Annotated in this window: 15 protein-coding genes and 1 pseudogene; 8 read left to right on the top strand and 8 right to left on the bottom strand. The window is 36.5% G+C overall.

Going from position 1 to position 17,216, the window contains the following annotated elements; genetic code table 11:
• Window positions 1–109: 109 nt before the first annotated feature.
• The 7 genes from BOQ62_RS02125 to BOQ62_RS02095 all read right to left on the bottom strand — a co-directional run bounded on the left by BOQ62_RS02125 (window position 110) and on the right by BOQ62_RS02095 (window position 7,491).
• Window positions 110–469, bottom strand: a complete 360-nt coding sequence (locus tag BOQ62_RS02125; protein WP_129036765.1) for a response regulator transcription factor — start codon at window positions 467–469, stop codon at window positions 110–112.
• 101 nt (window positions 470–570) lie between these two features.
• On the bottom strand, window positions 571–3,180 hold the full coding sequence (locus BOQ62_RS02120) for a histidine kinase dimerization/phospho-acceptor domain-containing protein (protein ID WP_317127350.1): 2,610 nt from the start codon (window positions 3,178–3,180) through the stop codon (window positions 571–573).
• Window positions 3,173–3,367 carry a hypothetical protein gene (locus tag BOQ62_RS02115; protein ID WP_129036764.1) on the bottom strand — a complete coding sequence of 65 codons (195 nt, stop codon included), beginning with the start codon at window positions 3,365–3,367 and terminating at the stop codon, window positions 3,173–3,175. Before BOQ62_RS02115 ends, BOQ62_RS02120 begins: the two co-directional genes overlap by 8 nt.
• A 65-nt stretch (window positions 3,368–3,432) precedes the next feature.
• Entirely contained in the window at window positions 3,433–3,660 is a 228-nt protein-coding gene (locus tag BOQ62_RS02110; protein WP_034696261.1) for a DUF6814 family protein, read from the bottom strand.
• 43 nt (window positions 3,661–3,703) lie between these two features.
• A complete protein-coding gene (locus BOQ62_RS02105) occupies window positions 3,704–5,284 on the bottom strand; it encodes an MFS transporter (RefSeq protein WP_129036763.1) in 1,581 nt (526 codons plus the stop codon).
• A gap of 239 nt (window positions 5,285–5,523) precedes the next feature.
• Window positions 5,524–6,903 (bottom strand): porin, encoded by a 1,380-nt coding sequence (locus tag BOQ62_RS02100; protein WP_129036762.1) that lies wholly within the window; start codon window positions 6,901–6,903, stop codon window positions 5,524–5,526.
• A gap of 171 nt (window positions 6,904–7,074) precedes the next feature.
• Entirely contained in the window at window positions 7,075–7,491 is a 417-nt protein-coding gene (locus BOQ62_RS02095; RefSeq protein ID WP_034696257.1) for a helix-turn-helix domain-containing protein, read from the bottom strand.
• Window positions 7,492–7,650: 159 nt separating this feature from the next.
• On the opposite strand from BOQ62_RS02095, the gene BOQ62_RS02090 reads away from it, so the two are divergent.
• The 8 genes from BOQ62_RS02090 to argH all read left to right on the top strand — a co-directional run bounded on the left by BOQ62_RS02090 (window position 7,651) and on the right by argH (window position 16,472).
• Window positions 7,651–8,340, top strand: a complete 690-nt coding sequence (locus BOQ62_RS02090) for a GNAT family N-acetyltransferase (protein WP_129036761.1) — start codon at window positions 7,651–7,653, stop codon at window positions 8,338–8,340.
• Entirely contained in the window at window positions 8,312–9,508 is a 1,197-nt protein-coding gene (locus tag BOQ62_RS02085) for an argininosuccinate synthase (RefSeq protein WP_129036760.1), read from the top strand. The genes BOQ62_RS02090 and BOQ62_RS02085 overlap by 29 nt, the downstream gene beginning before the upstream one ends.
• 52 nt (window positions 9,509–9,560) lie before the next feature.
• Complete coding sequence (gene argC / locus BOQ62_RS02080; protein ID WP_129036759.1) at window positions 9,561–10,526, top strand: N-acetyl-gamma-glutamyl-phosphate reductase; 966 nt, start codon at window positions 9,561–9,563, stop codon at window positions 10,524–10,526.
• Window positions 10,527–10,638: 112 nt separating this feature from the next.
• Window positions 10,639–11,778 (top strand): aspartate aminotransferase family protein, encoded by a 1,140-nt coding sequence (locus tag BOQ62_RS02075; protein ID WP_129036758.1) that lies wholly within the window; start codon window positions 10,639–10,641, stop codon window positions 11,776–11,778.
• Between the two features lie 255 nt (window positions 11,779–12,033).
• The gene (locus BOQ62_RS02070; protein ID WP_129036757.1) at window positions 12,034–12,990 is read left to right on the top strand and encodes an N-acetylornithine carbamoyltransferase; all 957 of its coding nucleotides are present in this window, start codon (window positions 12,034–12,036) and stop codon (window positions 12,988–12,990) included.
• A 63-nt stretch (window positions 12,991–13,053) separates the two neighbouring features.
• Window positions 13,054–13,848 (top strand): acetylglutamate kinase, encoded by a 795-nt coding sequence (gene argB, locus BOQ62_RS02065; protein WP_129036756.1) that lies wholly within the window; start codon window positions 13,054–13,056, stop codon window positions 13,846–13,848.
• Complete coding sequence (locus BOQ62_RS02060) at window positions 13,823–14,905, top strand: M20 family metallo-hydrolase (RefSeq protein WP_129036755.1); 1,083 nt, start codon at window positions 13,823–13,825, stop codon at window positions 14,903–14,905. The genes argB and BOQ62_RS02060 overlap by 26 nt, the downstream gene beginning before the upstream one ends.
• Before the next feature lie 262 nt (window positions 14,906–15,167).
• On the top strand, window positions 15,168–16,472 hold the full coding sequence (gene argH / locus BOQ62_RS02055; RefSeq protein WP_129036754.1) for an argininosuccinate lyase: 1,305 nt from the start codon (window positions 15,168–15,170) through the stop codon (window positions 16,470–16,472).
• Between the two features lie 525 nt (window positions 16,473–16,997).
• On the opposite strand, the pseudogene BOQ62_RS02050 reads toward argH, so the two are convergent.
• Window positions 16,998–17,216: pseudogene (locus BOQ62_RS02050) on the bottom strand (hypothetical protein); the annotation flags it as partial.

The raw sequence follows: 17,216 nt of genomic DNA, 5'->3' as shown, positions 1-17,216 counted from the left end.
CAAGGTCAATAGTTGTGTTTAGGGTCTGCATGTCATTGCGAGCCGAAGGCGAAGCAATCTCTTAATACTCTTAATTCCTTTATGAATCTTAATGGTTGAATCTTACATGTTAAAACATTTCCTCAATCTGCTGCATCAGTTTCTTAATCGAGTAGGGTTTCGTAACATAAGCATCTGCTCCCATTTCCAATCCTTTTTCAATATCTCTTGGATTGTTTTTGGCACTCAGGAAGATGACTTTGGTGTCTTTCAGTTTTTCGTTCTGCTTAATGAGGTCGAGCGTGCTGTAACCATCAAGATTGGGCATCATAATATCAAGAAGGATCACGTCCGGAACCATTGTTTTCAGAAAGTCAAGAACTTCCGTTCCGTCACGGGCAATATAGACATCGTATCCGTTTTTCTTAAAACTGTATTCTAATGACATTAATATTTTGTGTTCGTCATCCGCAATGATTATCTTTCTCATAAGATGTTTTTAATGGTGTTCAACTTCATTTATAATCTCGTTTTTAGTTTTTTCGGGAATGCTTATGGTGAAAGTTACGCCCAGTCCGCTATTTTCGGCTTTTATACTTCCTCCGTGTGCCTGTACAATTTTTTGGAAATGGCCAGTCCCAGTCCGCTTCCTGTAGGTTTTAATATGTTTTGGTTTTTCGACTGATAAAACTTGTCAAAAATCATTTCCAGATCTTCTTCCGGAATATGTTTCCCGGTATTGAAAATGCTAATCACCAAATCCTGATCTTTTTCAAATAATTTAGTCTGAATGGTTCCCTGTTCTTCTGTGAATTTTAAAGCATTTCCCCAGATATTCTGAAACAGCTGAATCATTCTTGCTTCATCATATTCAAATATAAAATGATTCAGGAGATTAACTTCACTCAAATGAATATTTTTCTGCTGTATCAGGTGAAGGAGAGGATTTAAGGCTTTTTTATACGTTTCAATAATATTATTTTCCTGAATGTGTAAAGAAATTTCTCCGTGCTGTAATTTGTCCAGATAAAGAATATCGTTGATGATTTCACTCAATCTATCAGATTCTGTAACAATGTTGTTTAAAAACTCCTGTTTGATGTCAAAGGGAATGTCATCATCATCGGCTAAAATTTCTCCGGCAGAGCGGATGGCAGTGATCGGAGTTCTCAGCTCGTGGGCAACAGAGTCTAGGAAGTCGTCTTTTTGACGGTCTTTAACGATCAGACTTTCGTTAGCTGTTCTCAGATCATCGGAAAGCTTCTGCAGCTCTTCAGACTGCTCGGTAAGTTTTTTATTTAAACTGATGTTTTCCTGTGATTCTTCAAGAATGTTCAAAACCTCTTTTAAAGATATTTTATCTTCCTTAGTTACGCCTTCAATCAAAATTTTTGCGGAAGCGGTACCAATTCTTCCTGCCAGAAGGTTTTCTGAAAATTTGATAAATCTTGAATCCGCAGTTTCAGTTTTTGAATCAATATTATATTTTAAATTAAAAATTCTTAAGGCCTGCTCTGTTTTATTTTTGCCTAAAAAACGTTCCAAAATATTCTGTATGTCTGAAATATAAGCCGTTCCACGCCAGACGAAAGCATTTTCATGGTTTTGAATGTATTTGTCGATATCTACGTACAGCTCGGCAAAGTTTCTTTCGCGGTAGTTTCCTTTTGAGCTCACAGAAACAATCGTAAACAGGCTTGTATTCACCAGCATCGACCAGAAAAAGATCTGCGGAATTCTTCCTAAGTAAGGAATAGTGAAAAAGCCGAAAGCATCATACGTTTCCCTGATAATTCCTTTAAATTCCTGATTGTACGAAAAATAATATTGCGGGATAATCAATCCGAAATAACAGATCACTAATCCGGCTAAAAGTCCTGTAACAGCACCTTTATAACTTCCTCTTCTCCAGAATAAAGCTCCGAAAAATGCAGGAGCCAATTGGCCAATCACAACAAATGAAATTAATCCTACAGAATCCAGCGAGGTTTTCAGAATGAAATATTTGTAGAAGGCAAAAGCCATGATGATCAGAGCAAAAATGCTGAACTTTCGAATGTTGGTAATACTTCTTGTATTTTTTTCTTCACTTTCAGATTTTAATTTTCCAAGCAATCCATATGGAATGATGAGATTGTTGGAAAGCATGACAGATAAAGTGATTGCAGAAATAATAATCATAGAAATACATGAGCTCAATCCGCCAAGAAAAACAAGCACGGTGATCAAAGTATTATCAAAATGCTGTGGAATAAGAATAGAGTAGAACTCAGGGTTTACTTTCTGTCCGTCAAAAATCAGCCTCCCTCCCCATGCAATCGGGAAAATAAATATGGTAAAGATTAAAAGGTAAAGCGGGAAAAACCAAATGGCTGTTCTAATGTGCTTTTCCTGTCTGTTCTCAACAATCGCAGTGTGAAATTGTCTCGGAAGAATGCAGATCGCTGTGGCAGAAATCATACACAGAACCATCCAGTTCATAGCACCTTCAATCCCGTTGAATGTATTTTTTTCTTTAAAATCTTCAAATTTGCTGGCTTTCTCATAAATATCTGAGAATCCATCAAAAGCATAATAAATCACGAAAAGCCCAAGAATAATAATAAAGAAAAGTTTTAAAAAACTTTCCAGTGCAATAGCAGAGATAATTCCTAATCGTTTTTCCGAAGCATCTACGTATCTTGTTCCGTAATAGGAAGAAAATAAAGCAATTAAAACAACTACAAAAGTAGCATTATCCGTCAGAATATCTTTAGACATCGGAGTTTCTGTTACCAAATGAAAGGTTTCAGAAATAGCTTTGATCTGCAGGCCGATATAAGGAACAATCGCCAGAAGGCATACTATCGTGATGATAGCACTCAGGCTTCTGCTGTTACCATATCTCAAGGAAATAAAATCGGCAAGACTGCTTATTTTATTCACTCTTGATATTCTTACAATCCGGGTATTGATGTAAATCCATGCCGGAATAATTATAATAGGCCCAATATAAATCGGCAGGTAGTTTAATCCGCTGGTAGCTGCCACACCAATACTTCCATAATACGTCCACGCAGTACAATATACCGCAAGAGACAAAGCATAAATGTAAGGATTGTTGATCCAGATTTTACTCCTTTTCTTCTCTGCCAGATAAGCAACTAAGAAAAGAAGAGCCAGGTAAAACAGAACTACAAAAAATAATGCGAAACTACTCATCGTACCTTTTTACAATTACAAAAGAAATGATAATGGAAATCATCCAGACCGCGAACAGATAGATCAGGATCATAGGATAGCCTAAAACCTCCCTCTCACTGTTGAAAAGCAATGAAATAGGAATGCTGAAAGCAATCATAAGCCCTACGCTCAGTATGATGAGTTTTTGTTCGTGTCTTTTCTTCATAAATAATTTTGATAACAGATAATTGATGAATGACAGCATTCATCAATTATCTGTTTTATTACTTTTTAAATTTTATCGTCGGAATATTCTCCTTTTAAGGCATAATAACCAAAAATGGCCATTCCACCTGAGATAATCGGCATCAGTACAAAAAGAATAATGATACCAAAAACCAGATCTTCCTGTTTTCCGGAAGCTATTTTTGGAATTCCCAATACCGTAATTCCGAAATATCCTACAATCACCGCAATAGCGATCCAGAGAATGCCTAATATTTTTTTTAGTCCGTTCATTTTAGTTGTTTTAAAATTAATAAAAATTTGAGTGATTCAGTGCCTAATCATGAAGATTATTGTTCTTATTTTTAAGATAAAATAATCCGATGATCAAACAGACTGTAGCAACTCCAATCGGGTACCAAAGTCCTTCCAGATACCATGTCGCATGTCCTGCTTCTTTTCCTGTGGTTACCAGATAAGTTGCCACTGCCGGAAGAAGTCCTCCAAACACCCCGTTTCCGATGTGATAGGGCAATGACATTGAGGTGTATCGGATTCTTACAGGGAACATTTCCACAAGGAAAGCAGCGATAGGCCCGTATACCATCGTTACAAATATTACCTGGATAAATACAAGGAACACGAGATACCACTTGGTGTTGTCACTTAGTTTTAAACTTTGGGAAACTTTGGCTTCCTCAGCTTTTCCGTCTTTCATAACAACTCCTGCAGGTGACCAGTGAACAATACTGTCTTTTTTGATTAAGGTTCCATCGGTATAAAGAGTTTCTTTGTGAAAAGTAACTAAACTGTCTGTCGCAATATCATTGTGGATTTTTGCTGTTCTTTTTTCCGTAATCCCATTGGCTGCAACTGTTTTATTTTCGAGGTTTACACTCTTGAACATGCTGTCATAAATAGGTCTGTAAGCTAAAATAGCAACCAGCATTCCGGTCATCATCACCGCTTTTCTCCCGATTTTATCAGACAGCCACCCGAAGAATACGAAGAAAGGTGTTCCTAAAAATAATGCCGTTGCCATCAATGAATCCACTTGTGCAGATTCTACATTCATTACCTTTTGAAGAAAGCTCATGGCATAAAACTGTCCTGTATACCAGATGACCCCTTGTCCCATTGCTGCTCCGAATAAAGCCAGTAAGACAAACTTGAAATTGTATTTGTTTCCAAAGCTTTCTTTTAAAGGATTTTTGGATGTTTTACCCTCGCTTTTAGCTTTTGCAAAAAGAGGCGACTCCTTCATATTTTTTCTGATGATGTAAGATACAGCCACCATTAGAATAGAAATCCAAAACGGAACTCTCCATCCCCAGGTGTCAAATTCTTCTGCGGATAGCGTAGTCTTCGTGATGAGAATAACAATTAATGAAATGAAAAGTCCGGCTGTGGCGGTAGTCTGGATCCATGAAGTCCAGTATCCACGGCGATGAGGTTGTGCATATTCTGCGACATAAGTGGCAGCGCCCCCGTATTCACCTCCTAAAGCAAGTCCCTGAAGTAATCTTAAGATTAGAACTAAAACCGGAGCCATAAAACCAATGGTTTCATAACTTGGAATACATCCGATCAGGAAAGTAGAAAATCCCATGATCAGCAAAGTAACAAGGAAAGTATATTTTCTCCCGATAATATCTCCCAGTCTCCCGAAAAATAATGCTCCGAAAGGTCTTACCACAAATCCGGCAGCAAACGTTGCCAGAGTAGATAAAAAGGCTGCTGTGGGATTATCGGCAGGGAAAAATTTGGTAGCTAGAACAACGGCCAAACTTCCAAAAATATAGAAGTCATACCATTCTATCAACGTTCCGAGGGATGAAGCAGTGATCACGCTCCAGATGGTGCGGTTTTTCTGCCTGTCGGTCATATTTTCGTAGGTTTCGTGATGATTTTCGCTCATATCGATTAGTTTTTGATGTTATTTGGAATAGGATTTTAATTGAATTTTTTTTAAACCATTAAGGGCTTTTAAGGGGTTAAGAATAATTAAGATATAACTGAAGTTATGATTAAGTTCAATGCTTTGAGATTATTTCAAAACTGTCATTCTGAATGAAATGTAGTGAAGAATCTCATATGAATCTGGCTATTAGTGAGATTCCCATCTTAAATTCTTTACTCTTCTTAATGGTTCAGATTTTACAGGTAAATTTGAAACTGTACAATAAATTCCCCTTTGGAAGAAGGACTTTCCGTAGGATTTGTATAAACGGGTCTCGTTGAGTATTGTGTTGTAATTTTCGCATGATGCCCGTCTATGAACCAGTTGGCTCCTACATCAAACTGTGATGAAGATTTATCGAAAGCTTCAAAGCTTTTATGGGTATAAGCGGCAAAAGGCTGTATTCTGATTTTTGGTTTTTCTGCCTGGCTAGGTAATAGTAAACCTGCCTGTGCGTAGATAATATTACCTGTTCCGATAGTCGGTTGTAGATTTCCTGGTCCTGCGATGGCTTTATTGCCGATGAAATTTGGGTCAGAAGCTCCGATATTCATCGTTCCCAGGTTTCTTACATAGTTCGGACCGAAATTGTAATTATAATATCCGGCATACGCAGAAACGGCCATTTTATTTTTTGCTTCTCCTAAAGGTATATCAGCAAAAGCATCGACTGCAAAAAGGGTAATGTCATGTTTTTCAATGTTTGAGTTCACGGAAGTTCTTGTTCCGTCAGCCTGATGATAAAAACCGGCACCTACATTGAAAACTTTTTTAGTTCCAAGATAAGATCCCACTTTAAAAGGAAGGGTATTGGATTCTTCATCAAGAAATTGATATTCAACATATCCTGCTTTTGAGAAACTTGGGTTTCCGTTGTTGTCTACAGCTATAGCCTTCGAAGGATCTGTTACATTCACAGGAGTAAGATCTGTAGCGAAAGGTTTATTTAAACTGAAACGATACTCCAATTTTCCATATTTTCCTTTAGCAAACATTCCCAGTTGTCTTGCAAACTGGTCAGAGTTGTCAATCAATGGCCACGAGAAAACCGGAGAGTCTAATGTGAGGAAATTTAGCGTAGAAGCCATAGTCATACGGGAAAGCCCCATGTAGTAATGAAGACCTGCCCCTAAAGTTAAACTGAATTTCCCTGCTTCTCCAGGTAAAATAACTGCGTATTCGTTCCAGGCATCATGAAAAAATAACTGGGTTTTCTTTCCGTTTCCATAACCTCCTGTTCCTGAGGTACCTGAAGCGCCACCATTAATAAAAGTCTGATTATTGATTCCAAAATGGAGGAGGATCATATATCTTTTAGAGATTTGTGCATAGGTTAAAGCACGTAATCTCCTGTTTCCCAGGCTCCATGAGTTGTCAGTAGGTTCGCCTCCTACCATAGTTCCGGGGTTCATGGAAGTGTTTCTTAACCAGAACTGGTCCCATAAAATAAATCTGACGAATTTATCACCGTTTGGGTTGAGGTTAATTTTTAAGCCATTGCCATAATCAGGAGAGCCTTGTGAATAGGCAGAACTGCTGATTAAGGCTAATCCAATGAATGTAAGTAATTTCTTCATAAATTATCAATTTTTGGCGTTGTTTTTTGTGAATGCCAAATTGTAATTAATAATTTGTTTATGAAAATTTAATATATATTAGTGGTAATTATATAGTTTTAATATGAATAATATATTAAATCTATTATCTATCAGTCTATTATCTTTTAGTCTAACACAACCATTTTCTTCTTATTTTTTAAACCTTTCCCATTTAATCAGCATGTATTTATCTGCAAATTGGGTAATGATAATCCCTGAATTTTTAATGTTTTCTTCTTGTGCAATGTATTCAATGAGCTCACTCTGTTTTAGGATTTTATAAACAGGATGGAATTCAGAATGCGGAGGCCTTGTAATATTGTATTTTTTAATCCATGAACTTATTGTTACGTGCGAAACTCCGATAATTCTTTCAATTTCACGGTAACTTAAGCCTTCTAAATAAAGCTGAAGTGCTTTGGTAACATAGTAGTCATCAATTTGTTTTCCCAGTTTTTTAACGGTAAAATAATAGTTGCAGTCTTTGCAGTGGAAGCGTTGTTTTTCATTAATAATACCACTTTTCACTACTTTGATACTCTTGCATTTGGGACAGGTATTTTCCATAACTATATTATTTTAGCAAATATATAATAAATTAGCAAATGTATAATTTTCTGTAAAGATAATTTTACCTGTATAAATTTTTAAAACAAAAAAATATCTTTTTTATTTGGATTTAAAAGAAATTATATTTTAAATTTGCCAAAAAATTTAGATAAATAAATGGAAATAGAAATTTCCTCATGCGAGCATCTAATGTATGTGAGTGAAATACAGCAGGAAATGTACGATTCTGCACAGCGTAGAGGAACGGGTATCGCAAAACGTTCTATAGAATATTTGACTAAGAAGATTTCAGAAGGCAATGCTGTGGTAGCCACTGAAAATGGTGAGTGGGTAGGTTTCTGTTATATAGAGACCTGGTCACATGGGAAGTTTGTGGCCAACTCGGGGCTGATTGTGTCGCCGAAGTTCAGGAACGGGGGAGTAGCGACTCAGATTAAGCAGAAAGTTTTCCAATTATCTAGAGACAAATATCCGGATGCGAAAGTATTCGGTTTGACAACAGGTTTGGCAGTAATGAAGATCAATAGTGATTTAGGATATAAACCGGTTATTTATTCTGAGCTGACTCAGGATGAGGAATTCTGGAACGGCTGCAAAAACTGTGTGAACTATGAGATTTTAATGATGAAGGAACGTAAGAATTGCCTTTGTACAGCAATGTTATTTGTTCCTGAAAATAATAAAAAAAAAGATGAGGTAGTAAACGATCTGCCTGAAAATAAATATAATGAAATGAGCCAAAAAGATTTCGGGTATTCTTCTCAGAATTCTATTGGCGAGTTCCATTTGACAATTAATAAAAATAAAAAGAGTCCAGATGAAAAAGAAAGTCATCTTAGCGTTTAGCGGAGGTTTAGATACTTCCTACTGTGCTAAATATCTTAGTGAAACACTAGGGTATGAGGTGTATGCAGTTACTGTAAATACCGGAGGTTTTTCAAAAGAAGAAGAAAAAGAGTTGGAGAAAAAAGCTTTAAACCTTGGGGTAAAAGAATACAGGTGCGTAGACGCTCAGGAAGATTATTATAATTCATGTGTGAAATATTTGATTTTTGGAAATGTACTGAAAAATAATACCTATCCTCTTTCTGTAAGTGCTGAACGTACTATTCAGGCGCAGGAAATTGCAAAATATGCGATTGAAGTAAAAGCTGATGCAATTGCACACGGAAGCACAGGAGCTGGAAATGATCAGGTTCGTTTCGATTTAATTTTCCAGGTGATGTGCCCGAATATTGAAATCATTACGCCAATCCGCGATATGGCTCTGTCCCGTGAAGAAGAAATTGAGTTTTTGAAAGAACACGGTTATGAAATGGAATTCCAAAAAGCACAATATTCCGTCAATAAAGGACTTTGGGGGACTTCTGTAGGAGGGAAAGAAACATTGACATCAAGAAATTATCTTCCGGAAGAAGCTTTTCCGTCTCAAATTAAAGAAACTCAGCCTTCAGAACTCGAGATTGAGTTTAAAAACGGAGAAGTGGTAGGAGTCAACGGAGAAAGCTTTGAACATTCGGTGTATGCTATTCAAAAAATAGAAGAACTGGCTTCAGCATACGGAATCGGTCGTGATATTCACGTAGGAGATACCATTGTTGGGATTAAAGGACGAGTAGGATTTGAAGCGGCTGCCGCATCGGTGATCATCAAAGCCCATCATTTATTAGAAAAGCATACCCTTTCAAAATATCAGCAAATAATGAAGTCACAGTTATCCGACTGGTATGGAAACTGGCTTCACGAAGCGCTTTTCTTAGATCCTGTAATGAGAAATATTGAATCTTTCTTAGGAGATTCTCAGAAAACAGTGAGCGGAAAAGTATTTGTAACGCTTCACCCATACAGATTTATTTTGAATGGAATTGAATCTGCTCATGATCTGATGTCTGATAAATTCGGAAGCTATGGAGAAGCGAACAGAGCTTGGACAGGAGATGATGTGAAAGGCTATACAAAGATTGTAAGCAATTCTTTAAATATATACCACCAGATTAACCAAAATATCAACTAGTTCCGAAGGAGCAATGTAATGCAAGGCAGAACAAAATTCTGTCCGAATTAAAATGAAGAAAACAGTAGGAATAATTGGAGCCAACGGTTATACAGGAAGTGAGCTGATACGCTTACTGGCTTTTCATCCCCATGTGACATTGAGTTTTTTATATAGTCGTTCGAATTCGGGAACAAGAATTTCGGATCTGTACCCGGATTTAACGACAGTTTGTGAAATGGTTTTGACGGATAAATCTGAAGACGTAGATATTCTTTTTCTGTGTCTTCCGCATAAAGAAAGTCAAAACTGGTTAACTCAGAATCCTGTTAAAGATGAAACGCTGGTTATAGATCTTGGAAATGATTTCCGTTTAGATGGAAACTTCGGAAACAGAGATTTTATCTACGGATTACCGGAAATCAATAAAAAACAACTAACGGGTGCAAAAAGTATTGCCAACCCGGGATGTTTTGCTACAGCCATTCAATTGGCATTATTGCCATTGGCGGGAAAAGGAGTGTTAAATGAAGTTTTTACTACAGGGATCACTGGTTCTACGGGAGCTGGGCAGTCTTTGCAGGCAACCACTCATTTTACCTGGAGAAATGATAATGTATCAGCGTATAAAACATTAACTCATCAGCATGTCGATGAGATTTTGCAGCAGCTGATTTCATTCAATAATAAAGAAGTAACCCTGAATTTTGTTCCATGGAGAGGAGATTTTGCAAGAGGGATTTTTACAAGTTCCATGATGAAGACGGATTTAACGTTGGAGGAAATAGAGCAATTATTTCAGGATTTTTATGCAGAGGAGCCTTTTGTTACGGTGAGTAGCAGGGCAGTTGATTTAAAGCAGGTTGTCAATACCAATCGCTGTGTGATTCAAATCGAAAAGAGTGGAAATGTTGTCGTTATTCACTCAGCGATTGACAATTTGTTAAAAGGTGCTTCAGGACAGGCAGTTCAGAATATGAATCTGGCCATGAACTGGGAAGAAAATGCAGGATTAAACCTGAAACCGATAGCATTCTAATTTATTAATAAGGTAGAAGGTTGTAGATCATAGGTTGCAGTAGTGTGAAGAATAACTTTTAGACCTGCAAGCTTTCAATCATCAACCATCAAACTAACAACTAGCAACAAAGATGAATTTATTCAACGTATATCCATTATTCAACATAAATCCGGTAAAAGCTCAGGGATCATTTCTTTGGGATGATAAAGGAGAGCAGTATCTTGATTTTTACGGAGGTCATGCTGTGATTTCTATCGGGCACAACCATCCGCATTATCAGAACAAACTGAAAGATCAGTTGGAAAAAATATCTTTCTATTCCAACTCTGTTCAGAATGAATTGCAGACTGAGCTGGCGGAGAAATTAGGAAAGCTTTCAGGATATGAAGATTATAACCTTTTCTTATGCAATTCCGGAGCGGAAGCGAATGAAAATGCATTGAAGCTGGCTTCTTTTCATAACGGAAAAAGCAAAGTGCTTTATTTTTCAGGTTCATTCCATGGCAGAACCTCTGCAGCGGTTTCTGTGACAGATAATCCAAAAATTGTTGCTCCGGTTAACTTTTCTGAAAGATTTATCAAATCAGAATGGAATGATGTACAACAGCTTGAAGAAACCTTTGAGAAATTTGGAAATGAAATTTCATCCGTAATCATCGAAGGAATTCAGGGAGTAGGAGGAATTATGATTCCAACGCCGGAATTTTTATCTAAAATCAAAGAATTGTGTGAAAAATATGATGCCGTTCTTATTTTGGATGAAGTGCAGTCCGGATACGGAAGAAGCGGATATTTCTTTGCGCATCAGGAATTTGGTGTAGAAGCAGATATTATTACGACAGCTAAAGGAATGGGGAACGGATTTCCTGTGGGGGGAGTTTTGATCCATCCTAAATTCCAGGCAAGCAACGGTTTGCTGGGAACCACATTTGGAGGAAATCATCTGGCTTGTGCAGCTTCAATTGCTGTTCTGGATGTCATGAAAGATGAAAATCTTCTTGAAAATGCTCAACAGATGGGTGAGTATATTGAAAATGAAATTAAAGATTTACCACATATTAAATCCATCCGAAGGAAAGGATTGATGATCGGAATAGAACTAGACAGGGACTGTTCAGAAGTAAGGAAGGAACTCCTTTTTGGTCATCATATTTTCACAGGAAACTCGAATGATAAAACGGTGTTAAGGATTCTTCCGGCACTGAATATCAAAAAAGAGGAAACGGATCTTTTCATCAATGCTTTGAAAGCAGTGCTGGGAAGTATTTAAGATGTAAAAGACAAAATGGCAAAAAGGTTTAAAAGCTTAACGCTGTGTTTGTCATTCTGAATGTAACGAAGTGAAATGAAGAATCTCTTAAAATATAACAATGTAAGATTCTTCCTTCGTCAGAATGACAAAAACAACTTTTAATTGCTGAGTGAAACGCCCTTGCGAACGAAAAAAGTATGAGTGAAAAGCTTTGCGCCCTTGCGTTAAGAATCCAAATTAATGTGTAAACACAATCTTTAAAATTAATTCAAAATGAAAAAATTTACCTCTGTAAGTGATGTAGAAAACTTACAGGAAATCATAAAAAAAGCTTTACAGATAAAAGCAGATCCCCTTACCGAAACACAAAAAGGAAAGGGAAAAACAATCGGACTTGTATTTTTAAACTCAAGTTTGAGAACCCGTCTGAGCAGTCAGATTGCAGCTCAAAATTTAGGATTGAATGTATTGACATTAAATGCTGCACAGGAAGCCTGGAATCTTGAATTTGCTGACGGAGCGGTAATGAACGGCGATACTGTAGAACACATCAAAGATGCAATCGAGGTTTTAAACCAATATTGCGACATTATTGCAGTACGTTGTTTTGCAGGAATGAAGAGTAAAGAAGACGATGTGAATGAAAGCATTCTAAGCCAGTTTGAAAAACACGCAAAAGTTCCTGTCATTTCATTAGAATCGGCTACACGCCACCCGCTGCAAAGTTTAGCTGACTGTATCACGATCACAGAAAACTGGAAAAAAGATCATAAACCTAAAGTGGTACTGACCTGGGCGCCACATATCAAGCCTATTGCCCATGCTGTTGGAAATTCTTTCGCAGAATGGATGCAGGAAATGGATGTGGAATTGGTAATTGCCAATCCCGAAGGGTATGATTTAGATAAAAACTTCACAAAAGAGGTGAAAGTAATCCATGATCAGGATGAAGCGTTGAAAGATGCAGATTTTGTTTATGTAAAAAACTGGTCTTCTTTTGATGATTATGCCGAAATGCCTGAAGTAAAAGGCGACTGGATGCTTACCAACGAAAAATTAGCCAATACCAATGAAGCAAAAGTGATGCACTGTCTTCCGGTTCGCCGTAATGTGGAATTGAGCGATGAAGTGATGGATGGAGATCATTCTATCATCTATCAGCAGGCAAAAAACCGAATTTTCTCAGCACAAGCTGTATTCAGTGAAATTTTAGATGAATTAAAAGCTTAAAAATCATCCTTGTCAAGGTTTTGAACCTTGACAAGGATGAAAAGGATCCCAAAAAGTTGACAAATGAAAGAAAAGTTATACATCATAAAAATTGGCGGAGTTTTAATTGATGATGAAGAATTATTAACCCAATTCTTAGAACAGTTTTCTGAAATTAATGAAAAGAAAATTCTTGTTCATGGTGGTGGAAAACTGGCAACAACGCTGGCTGATAAACTGGGCATCGAGCAGAAAATGATCAACGGAAGGAGGATTACGGATAAGGAGACATTGGATATTGTAACGATGGTGTATGCGGGAGGAATCAATAAAAATATCGTTGAAAAGCTGCAGCAGAAAAAATGCAATGCGATAGGGTTTTCCGGAGCAGATGGAAATTTAATCAAGGCTAAAAAAAGAGAACACCCTGAAATCGACTTTGGATTTGTAGGAGATATCAGCAAGAAAAGCGTTAACAGGAAGCTGGTTTCAAAACTCATGAAACTCAATCTTGTTCCGGTATTTTCAGCGATCACTCACGATAGAAAAGGAAATCTTTTCAATACTAATGCAGATACCATTGCATCTGTAATGGCACAGGCTCTTTCAGAGAAATATGAAGTTGAATTGTTGTATTGTTTTGATAAAGAAGGAGTCTTAGAAGATGTCAATGATCCTGAATCAGTAATCAAAAGTGTAAATGAGGAAGATTTCACGACATTAAAAGAAGAAGGAAAGCTTCACAAAGGGATTTTGCCCAAACTTGAAAATGCTCTTGGAGCGATAAAAAATAATGTAGACAAAGTGTTTCTGATCAAAGAAACAGAATTGAAAAACCATATAGAAAATCATCATGCAGGAACTGAAATCTGTTTATAATAAAGAAGAGCTATTGAATAATGCGGTCGGATTGCTTAAAAATTTGATTGAGATTCCTTCATTCAGTAAAGATGAGTTCAATACGTCGGTAGAAATTGAGAATTTTTTCAAAAAGCACCAGATTCCTACCAAACGTTTTAAAAATAATATCTGGGCGGTGAATAAACATTTTGATGTTTTTAAACCTTCCATTTTACTGAATACGCATCATGATACCGTAAAGCCTAATAAAGCTTACACGCTGGATCCGTTCATTCCTATTGAAAAAGATGGGAAATTATTTGGATTGGGAAGTAATGATGCCGGAGCTTCTTTGGTTTCTATGGCACAGGTTTTTTTGCATTTTTATAATAAAGAAGATTTAAAATATAATTTAGTTATTGCTTTGACGGCAGAGGAGGAGATCTCAGGATTTGATGGGGTTGAAGCTCTGTTTCCGCAGCTACCCAATGTAGAACTCGCCATTGTAGGAGAACCCACGCAGATGAATCTGGCGATTGCAGAAAAAGGACTTCTTGTGATTGATGGAGAAATGAAAGGTACTCCTTCTCATGCCGCTCATCCTAATGATGATAACTCGATTATAAAATGTATGCAGGATCTGCTGAATATTCTTGCCTTTAAATTTCCAAAGGTTTCAGAATATCTGGGAGAAGTTAAAGTTACTTTATCAGGAATTCATGCAGGTGTACAGCATAATGTTGTTCCGGAATCATGCAGTTTCACTCTGGATGTAAGAGTAACAGACGAATATTCCAATCAGGAAGCGTTTGACATCATTCAGTCTCAGATGGAATCTACACTAACGGCAAGATCGTTCAGGCTGAATTCATCAAAAATAGAACTGGACCACCCGTTTGTAAAAGCAGGAATTGAAATAGGAAGGACAACTTACGGTTCACCTACTTCTTCGGATCAGGCCATTATTCCATGTACATCAGTAAAAATGGGACCTGGAGATAGCAGGCGCTCTCACACAGCAGATGAATTTATCTATATTCAGGAAATAGAAGAAGGAATAGAAATCTACATCAGAATTTTAGAAAAAGTTTTATAAAAGAGAGAAACTAGAAGCTAGAGACTAGAAATTAGTAAGAAAAAGGTCACATACATAAAGGCTATAACTAACTTCTAACCTCTAAAATATATGTTTTGACTCCGCCCGGCAGGCATTGAAGTTTAGTTTTTAATAAGATTTATGCAAAAAAGAAAATTAGAAATGAAAGCTTTACATAAGGAAATGTTTTTTTATAGTTAATAGTAATAAGGATTGCCTTGCCGGGCATGTCAAAACCCATCAGTATTTTAAATCAGAGAATATGAAAAAAATATGGCAGAAGGATGACCTTGCCACCAATATATTAGTCAATAACTTTACAGTCGGTAAAGACCTTGATTTTGACGAACGTTTAGCGAAATATGACGTGAAAGGTTCTATGGCACATTGCAAAATGCTGGCAGAAACCGGAATTATTACCCACGAAGAATCAGAACAGATGTTATCTGTTTTGAATACTATTTTAAATAAAATTGAAGAAGGCAGTTTTGAAATTGATAAAGATGCTGAGGATATCCATTCTCAGGTAGAAGCCATTCTCATTGAAGAATTAGGCGATACAGGAAAGAAAATCCATACGGCAAGATCAAGAAATGATCAGGTTTTACTGGATATAAAATTGTACTTACTGGATGAAATCCGTGAGATCACAGCGCTTACAGACGAATTTTTCCAGATTTTAATTCAGCTGGCAGATCAGCATAAAAATGTTCTGCTTCCGGGATATACCCATTTGCAGATTGCAATGCCCTCATCATTCGGATTGTGGTTTGGAGCTTATGCAGAAGCGCTTTTGGATGATGTGGAAATGCTGTTTTCGGTAAAGAATATCATCAATAAAAATCCATTAGGATCAGCAGCTGGTTATGGTTCATCTTTCCCTATCAATCGTGAAAGTACCACTTATAATCTAGGCTTCCAGTCGATGAATTATAACTCGGTATATGCTCAGATGACCCGTGGAAAGTCGGAAAAAATGCTATCAATGGCAATGGCAACTTTAGCCGGAACTCTTGGGAAGTTTGCTTACGATGTATGCCTGTATCTGAGTCAGAATTTTGACTTCATCAGCTTTCCAAAGGAATTTACTACAGGAAGCAGTATTATGCCTCATAAAAAGAATCCGGATATCTTTGAGCTGGTTCGTGCACGATGCAACAGAATTCAGTCGCTTCCCAACGAATTGATTCTTTTAACAAGTAATCTGCCTTCAGGATATCACAGAGATGTACAGCTTACGAAAGAGATCCTTTTCCCTGCGATAGATTCTTTAAAGGAATGTTTGGAAATCTTAAGCTATACTTTACCAAATATTAAGGTAAAAGACGGAATTCTGGAAGATGAAAAATACAAATATTTGTTTAGCGTAGAAAAGATTAATGAAGAAGTGAAAAACGGAAGTTCATTTCGTGATGCTTATGTAAAAGTAGGGCAGGAGATTGAAAACAATGAGTTTGAATTTGAGACTGGAAATCTTGAACATACCCACCAGGGAAGTATCGGAAATCTTTGTCTGGATAAAATAGAATATCAGTTCAATAAACTGAAAAATAAATTATTGGGTTAGAATCTAAGCCATTAAGGTCATCAAAACTTAGGCAATATCAGTAGAAGTTCTAAAAATTATTTTAGCCTGCTGTCTTTTCGTTTGTGAACCTTAATCTTTAATAAATCTTAATTGCTTAAGTGATCTTAATGGCTGGATTGTAATTCCGCTCTTTGAATTTGATGATTGATAAACTGAACCATTAAGGAATATAAAGGTTTTAAGATGAGTGAAGAAAATCTGCGATTTTTTAGCTGTATAGTCTAAAATTCGCTTGCGAATTCCTTAATAATTCTTCACCACTTAAAAACTCTTAATGGTTTAAAATAAAAAGCTTTATTCCATATCAATTTTAAGATTTGGAAATGTTGCCGATTTTTAAGGTACTTATTATTAAAAATTGAGTTTAAATAGGCAGTCCAAAATTTTATCGGAGATAAAATCTTAGCGCCTTAAAGCATAAAGTTTGTAAATTTCTTTTGCGTCTTTGCGTTTTTCTAATAAAATAAAAGATCAGAAAAAATCTGTTGGAAAACGCAAAGATTTCTATGTTAATACACAAGAGAAATTTGAATTTTTTATTGACACAAATTCTTCTTTTTGTAAAAATGGCTGTTTTCTATTGATGACAGCCATTATTCTGTGTACTAATTTATTTCTTACCGCATTCAGGACACTCATTTTATTTTTTCCTTCACTTACTTTTCTTAGGAAATAAGTTTTTAATTCCTTATCTGATCTTATACTTGCCATTGCTGACATATG

Origin of the sequence: Chryseobacterium sp. CH21, assembly GCF_004119445.1 — a bacterium.
Classification (GTDB): domain Bacteria; phylum Bacteroidota; class Bacteroidia; order Flavobacteriales; family Weeksellaceae; genus Chryseobacterium.
This window is presented reverse-complemented; position numbering and strand designations above follow the sequence as displayed.

Excerpts from the sequence above, each read along its gene's own strand:
- BOQ62_RS02105 (WP_129036763.1), bottom strand. The coding sequence starts at position 5,284 with ATGAGCGAAAATCATCACGAAACCTACGAAAATATGACCGACAGGCAG.
- BOQ62_RS02075 (WP_129036758.1), top strand. The coding sequence starts at position 10,639 with ATGAATTTATTCAACGTATATCCATTATTCAACATAAATCCGGTAAAA.
- BOQ62_RS02095 (WP_034696257.1), bottom strand. The coding sequence starts at position 7,491 with ATGGAAAATACCTGTCCCAAATGCAAGAGTATCAAAGTAGTGAAAAGT.
- BOQ62_RS02085 (WP_129036760.1), top strand. The coding sequence starts at position 8,312 with ATGAAAAAGAAAGTCATCTTAGCGTTTAGCGGAGGTTTAGATACTTCC.
- BOQ62_RS02125 (WP_129036765.1), bottom strand. The coding sequence starts at position 469 with ATGAGAAAGATAATCATTGCGGATGACGAACACAAAATATTAATGTCA.
- argC (WP_129036759.1), top strand. The coding sequence starts at position 9,561 with ATGAAGAAAACAGTAGGAATAATTGGAGCCAACGGTTATACAGGAAGT.
- BOQ62_RS02120 (WP_317127350.1), bottom strand. The coding sequence starts at position 3,180 with ATGAGTAGTTTCGCATTATTTTTTGTAGTTCTGTTTTACCTGGCTCTT.
- BOQ62_RS02090 (WP_129036761.1), top strand. The coding sequence starts at position 7,651 with ATGGAAATAGAAATTTCCTCATGCGAGCATCTAATGTATGTGAGTGAA.
- BOQ62_RS02060 (WP_129036755.1), top strand. The coding sequence starts at position 13,823 with ATGCAGGAACTGAAATCTGTTTATAATAAAGAAGAGCTATTGAATAAT.
- argB (WP_129036756.1), top strand. The coding sequence starts at position 13,054 with ATGAAAGAAAAGTTATACATCATAAAAATTGGCGGAGTTTTAATTGAT.
- BOQ62_RS02110 (WP_034696261.1), bottom strand. The coding sequence starts at position 3,660 with ATGAACGGACTAAAAAAAATATTAGGCATTCTCTGGATCGCTATTGCG.
- BOQ62_RS02070 (WP_129036757.1), top strand. The coding sequence starts at position 12,034 with ATGAAAAAATTTACCTCTGTAAGTGATGTAGAAAACTTACAGGAAATC.
- argH (WP_129036754.1), top strand. The coding sequence starts at position 15,168 with ATGAAAAAAATATGGCAGAAGGATGACCTTGCCACCAATATATTAGTC.
- BOQ62_RS02100 (WP_129036762.1), bottom strand. The coding sequence starts at position 6,903 with ATGAAGAAATTACTTACATTCATTGGATTAGCCTTAATCAGCAGTTCT.
- BOQ62_RS02115 (WP_129036764.1), bottom strand. The coding sequence starts at position 3,367 with ATGAAGAAAAGACACGAACAAAAACTCATCATACTGAGCGTAGGGCTT.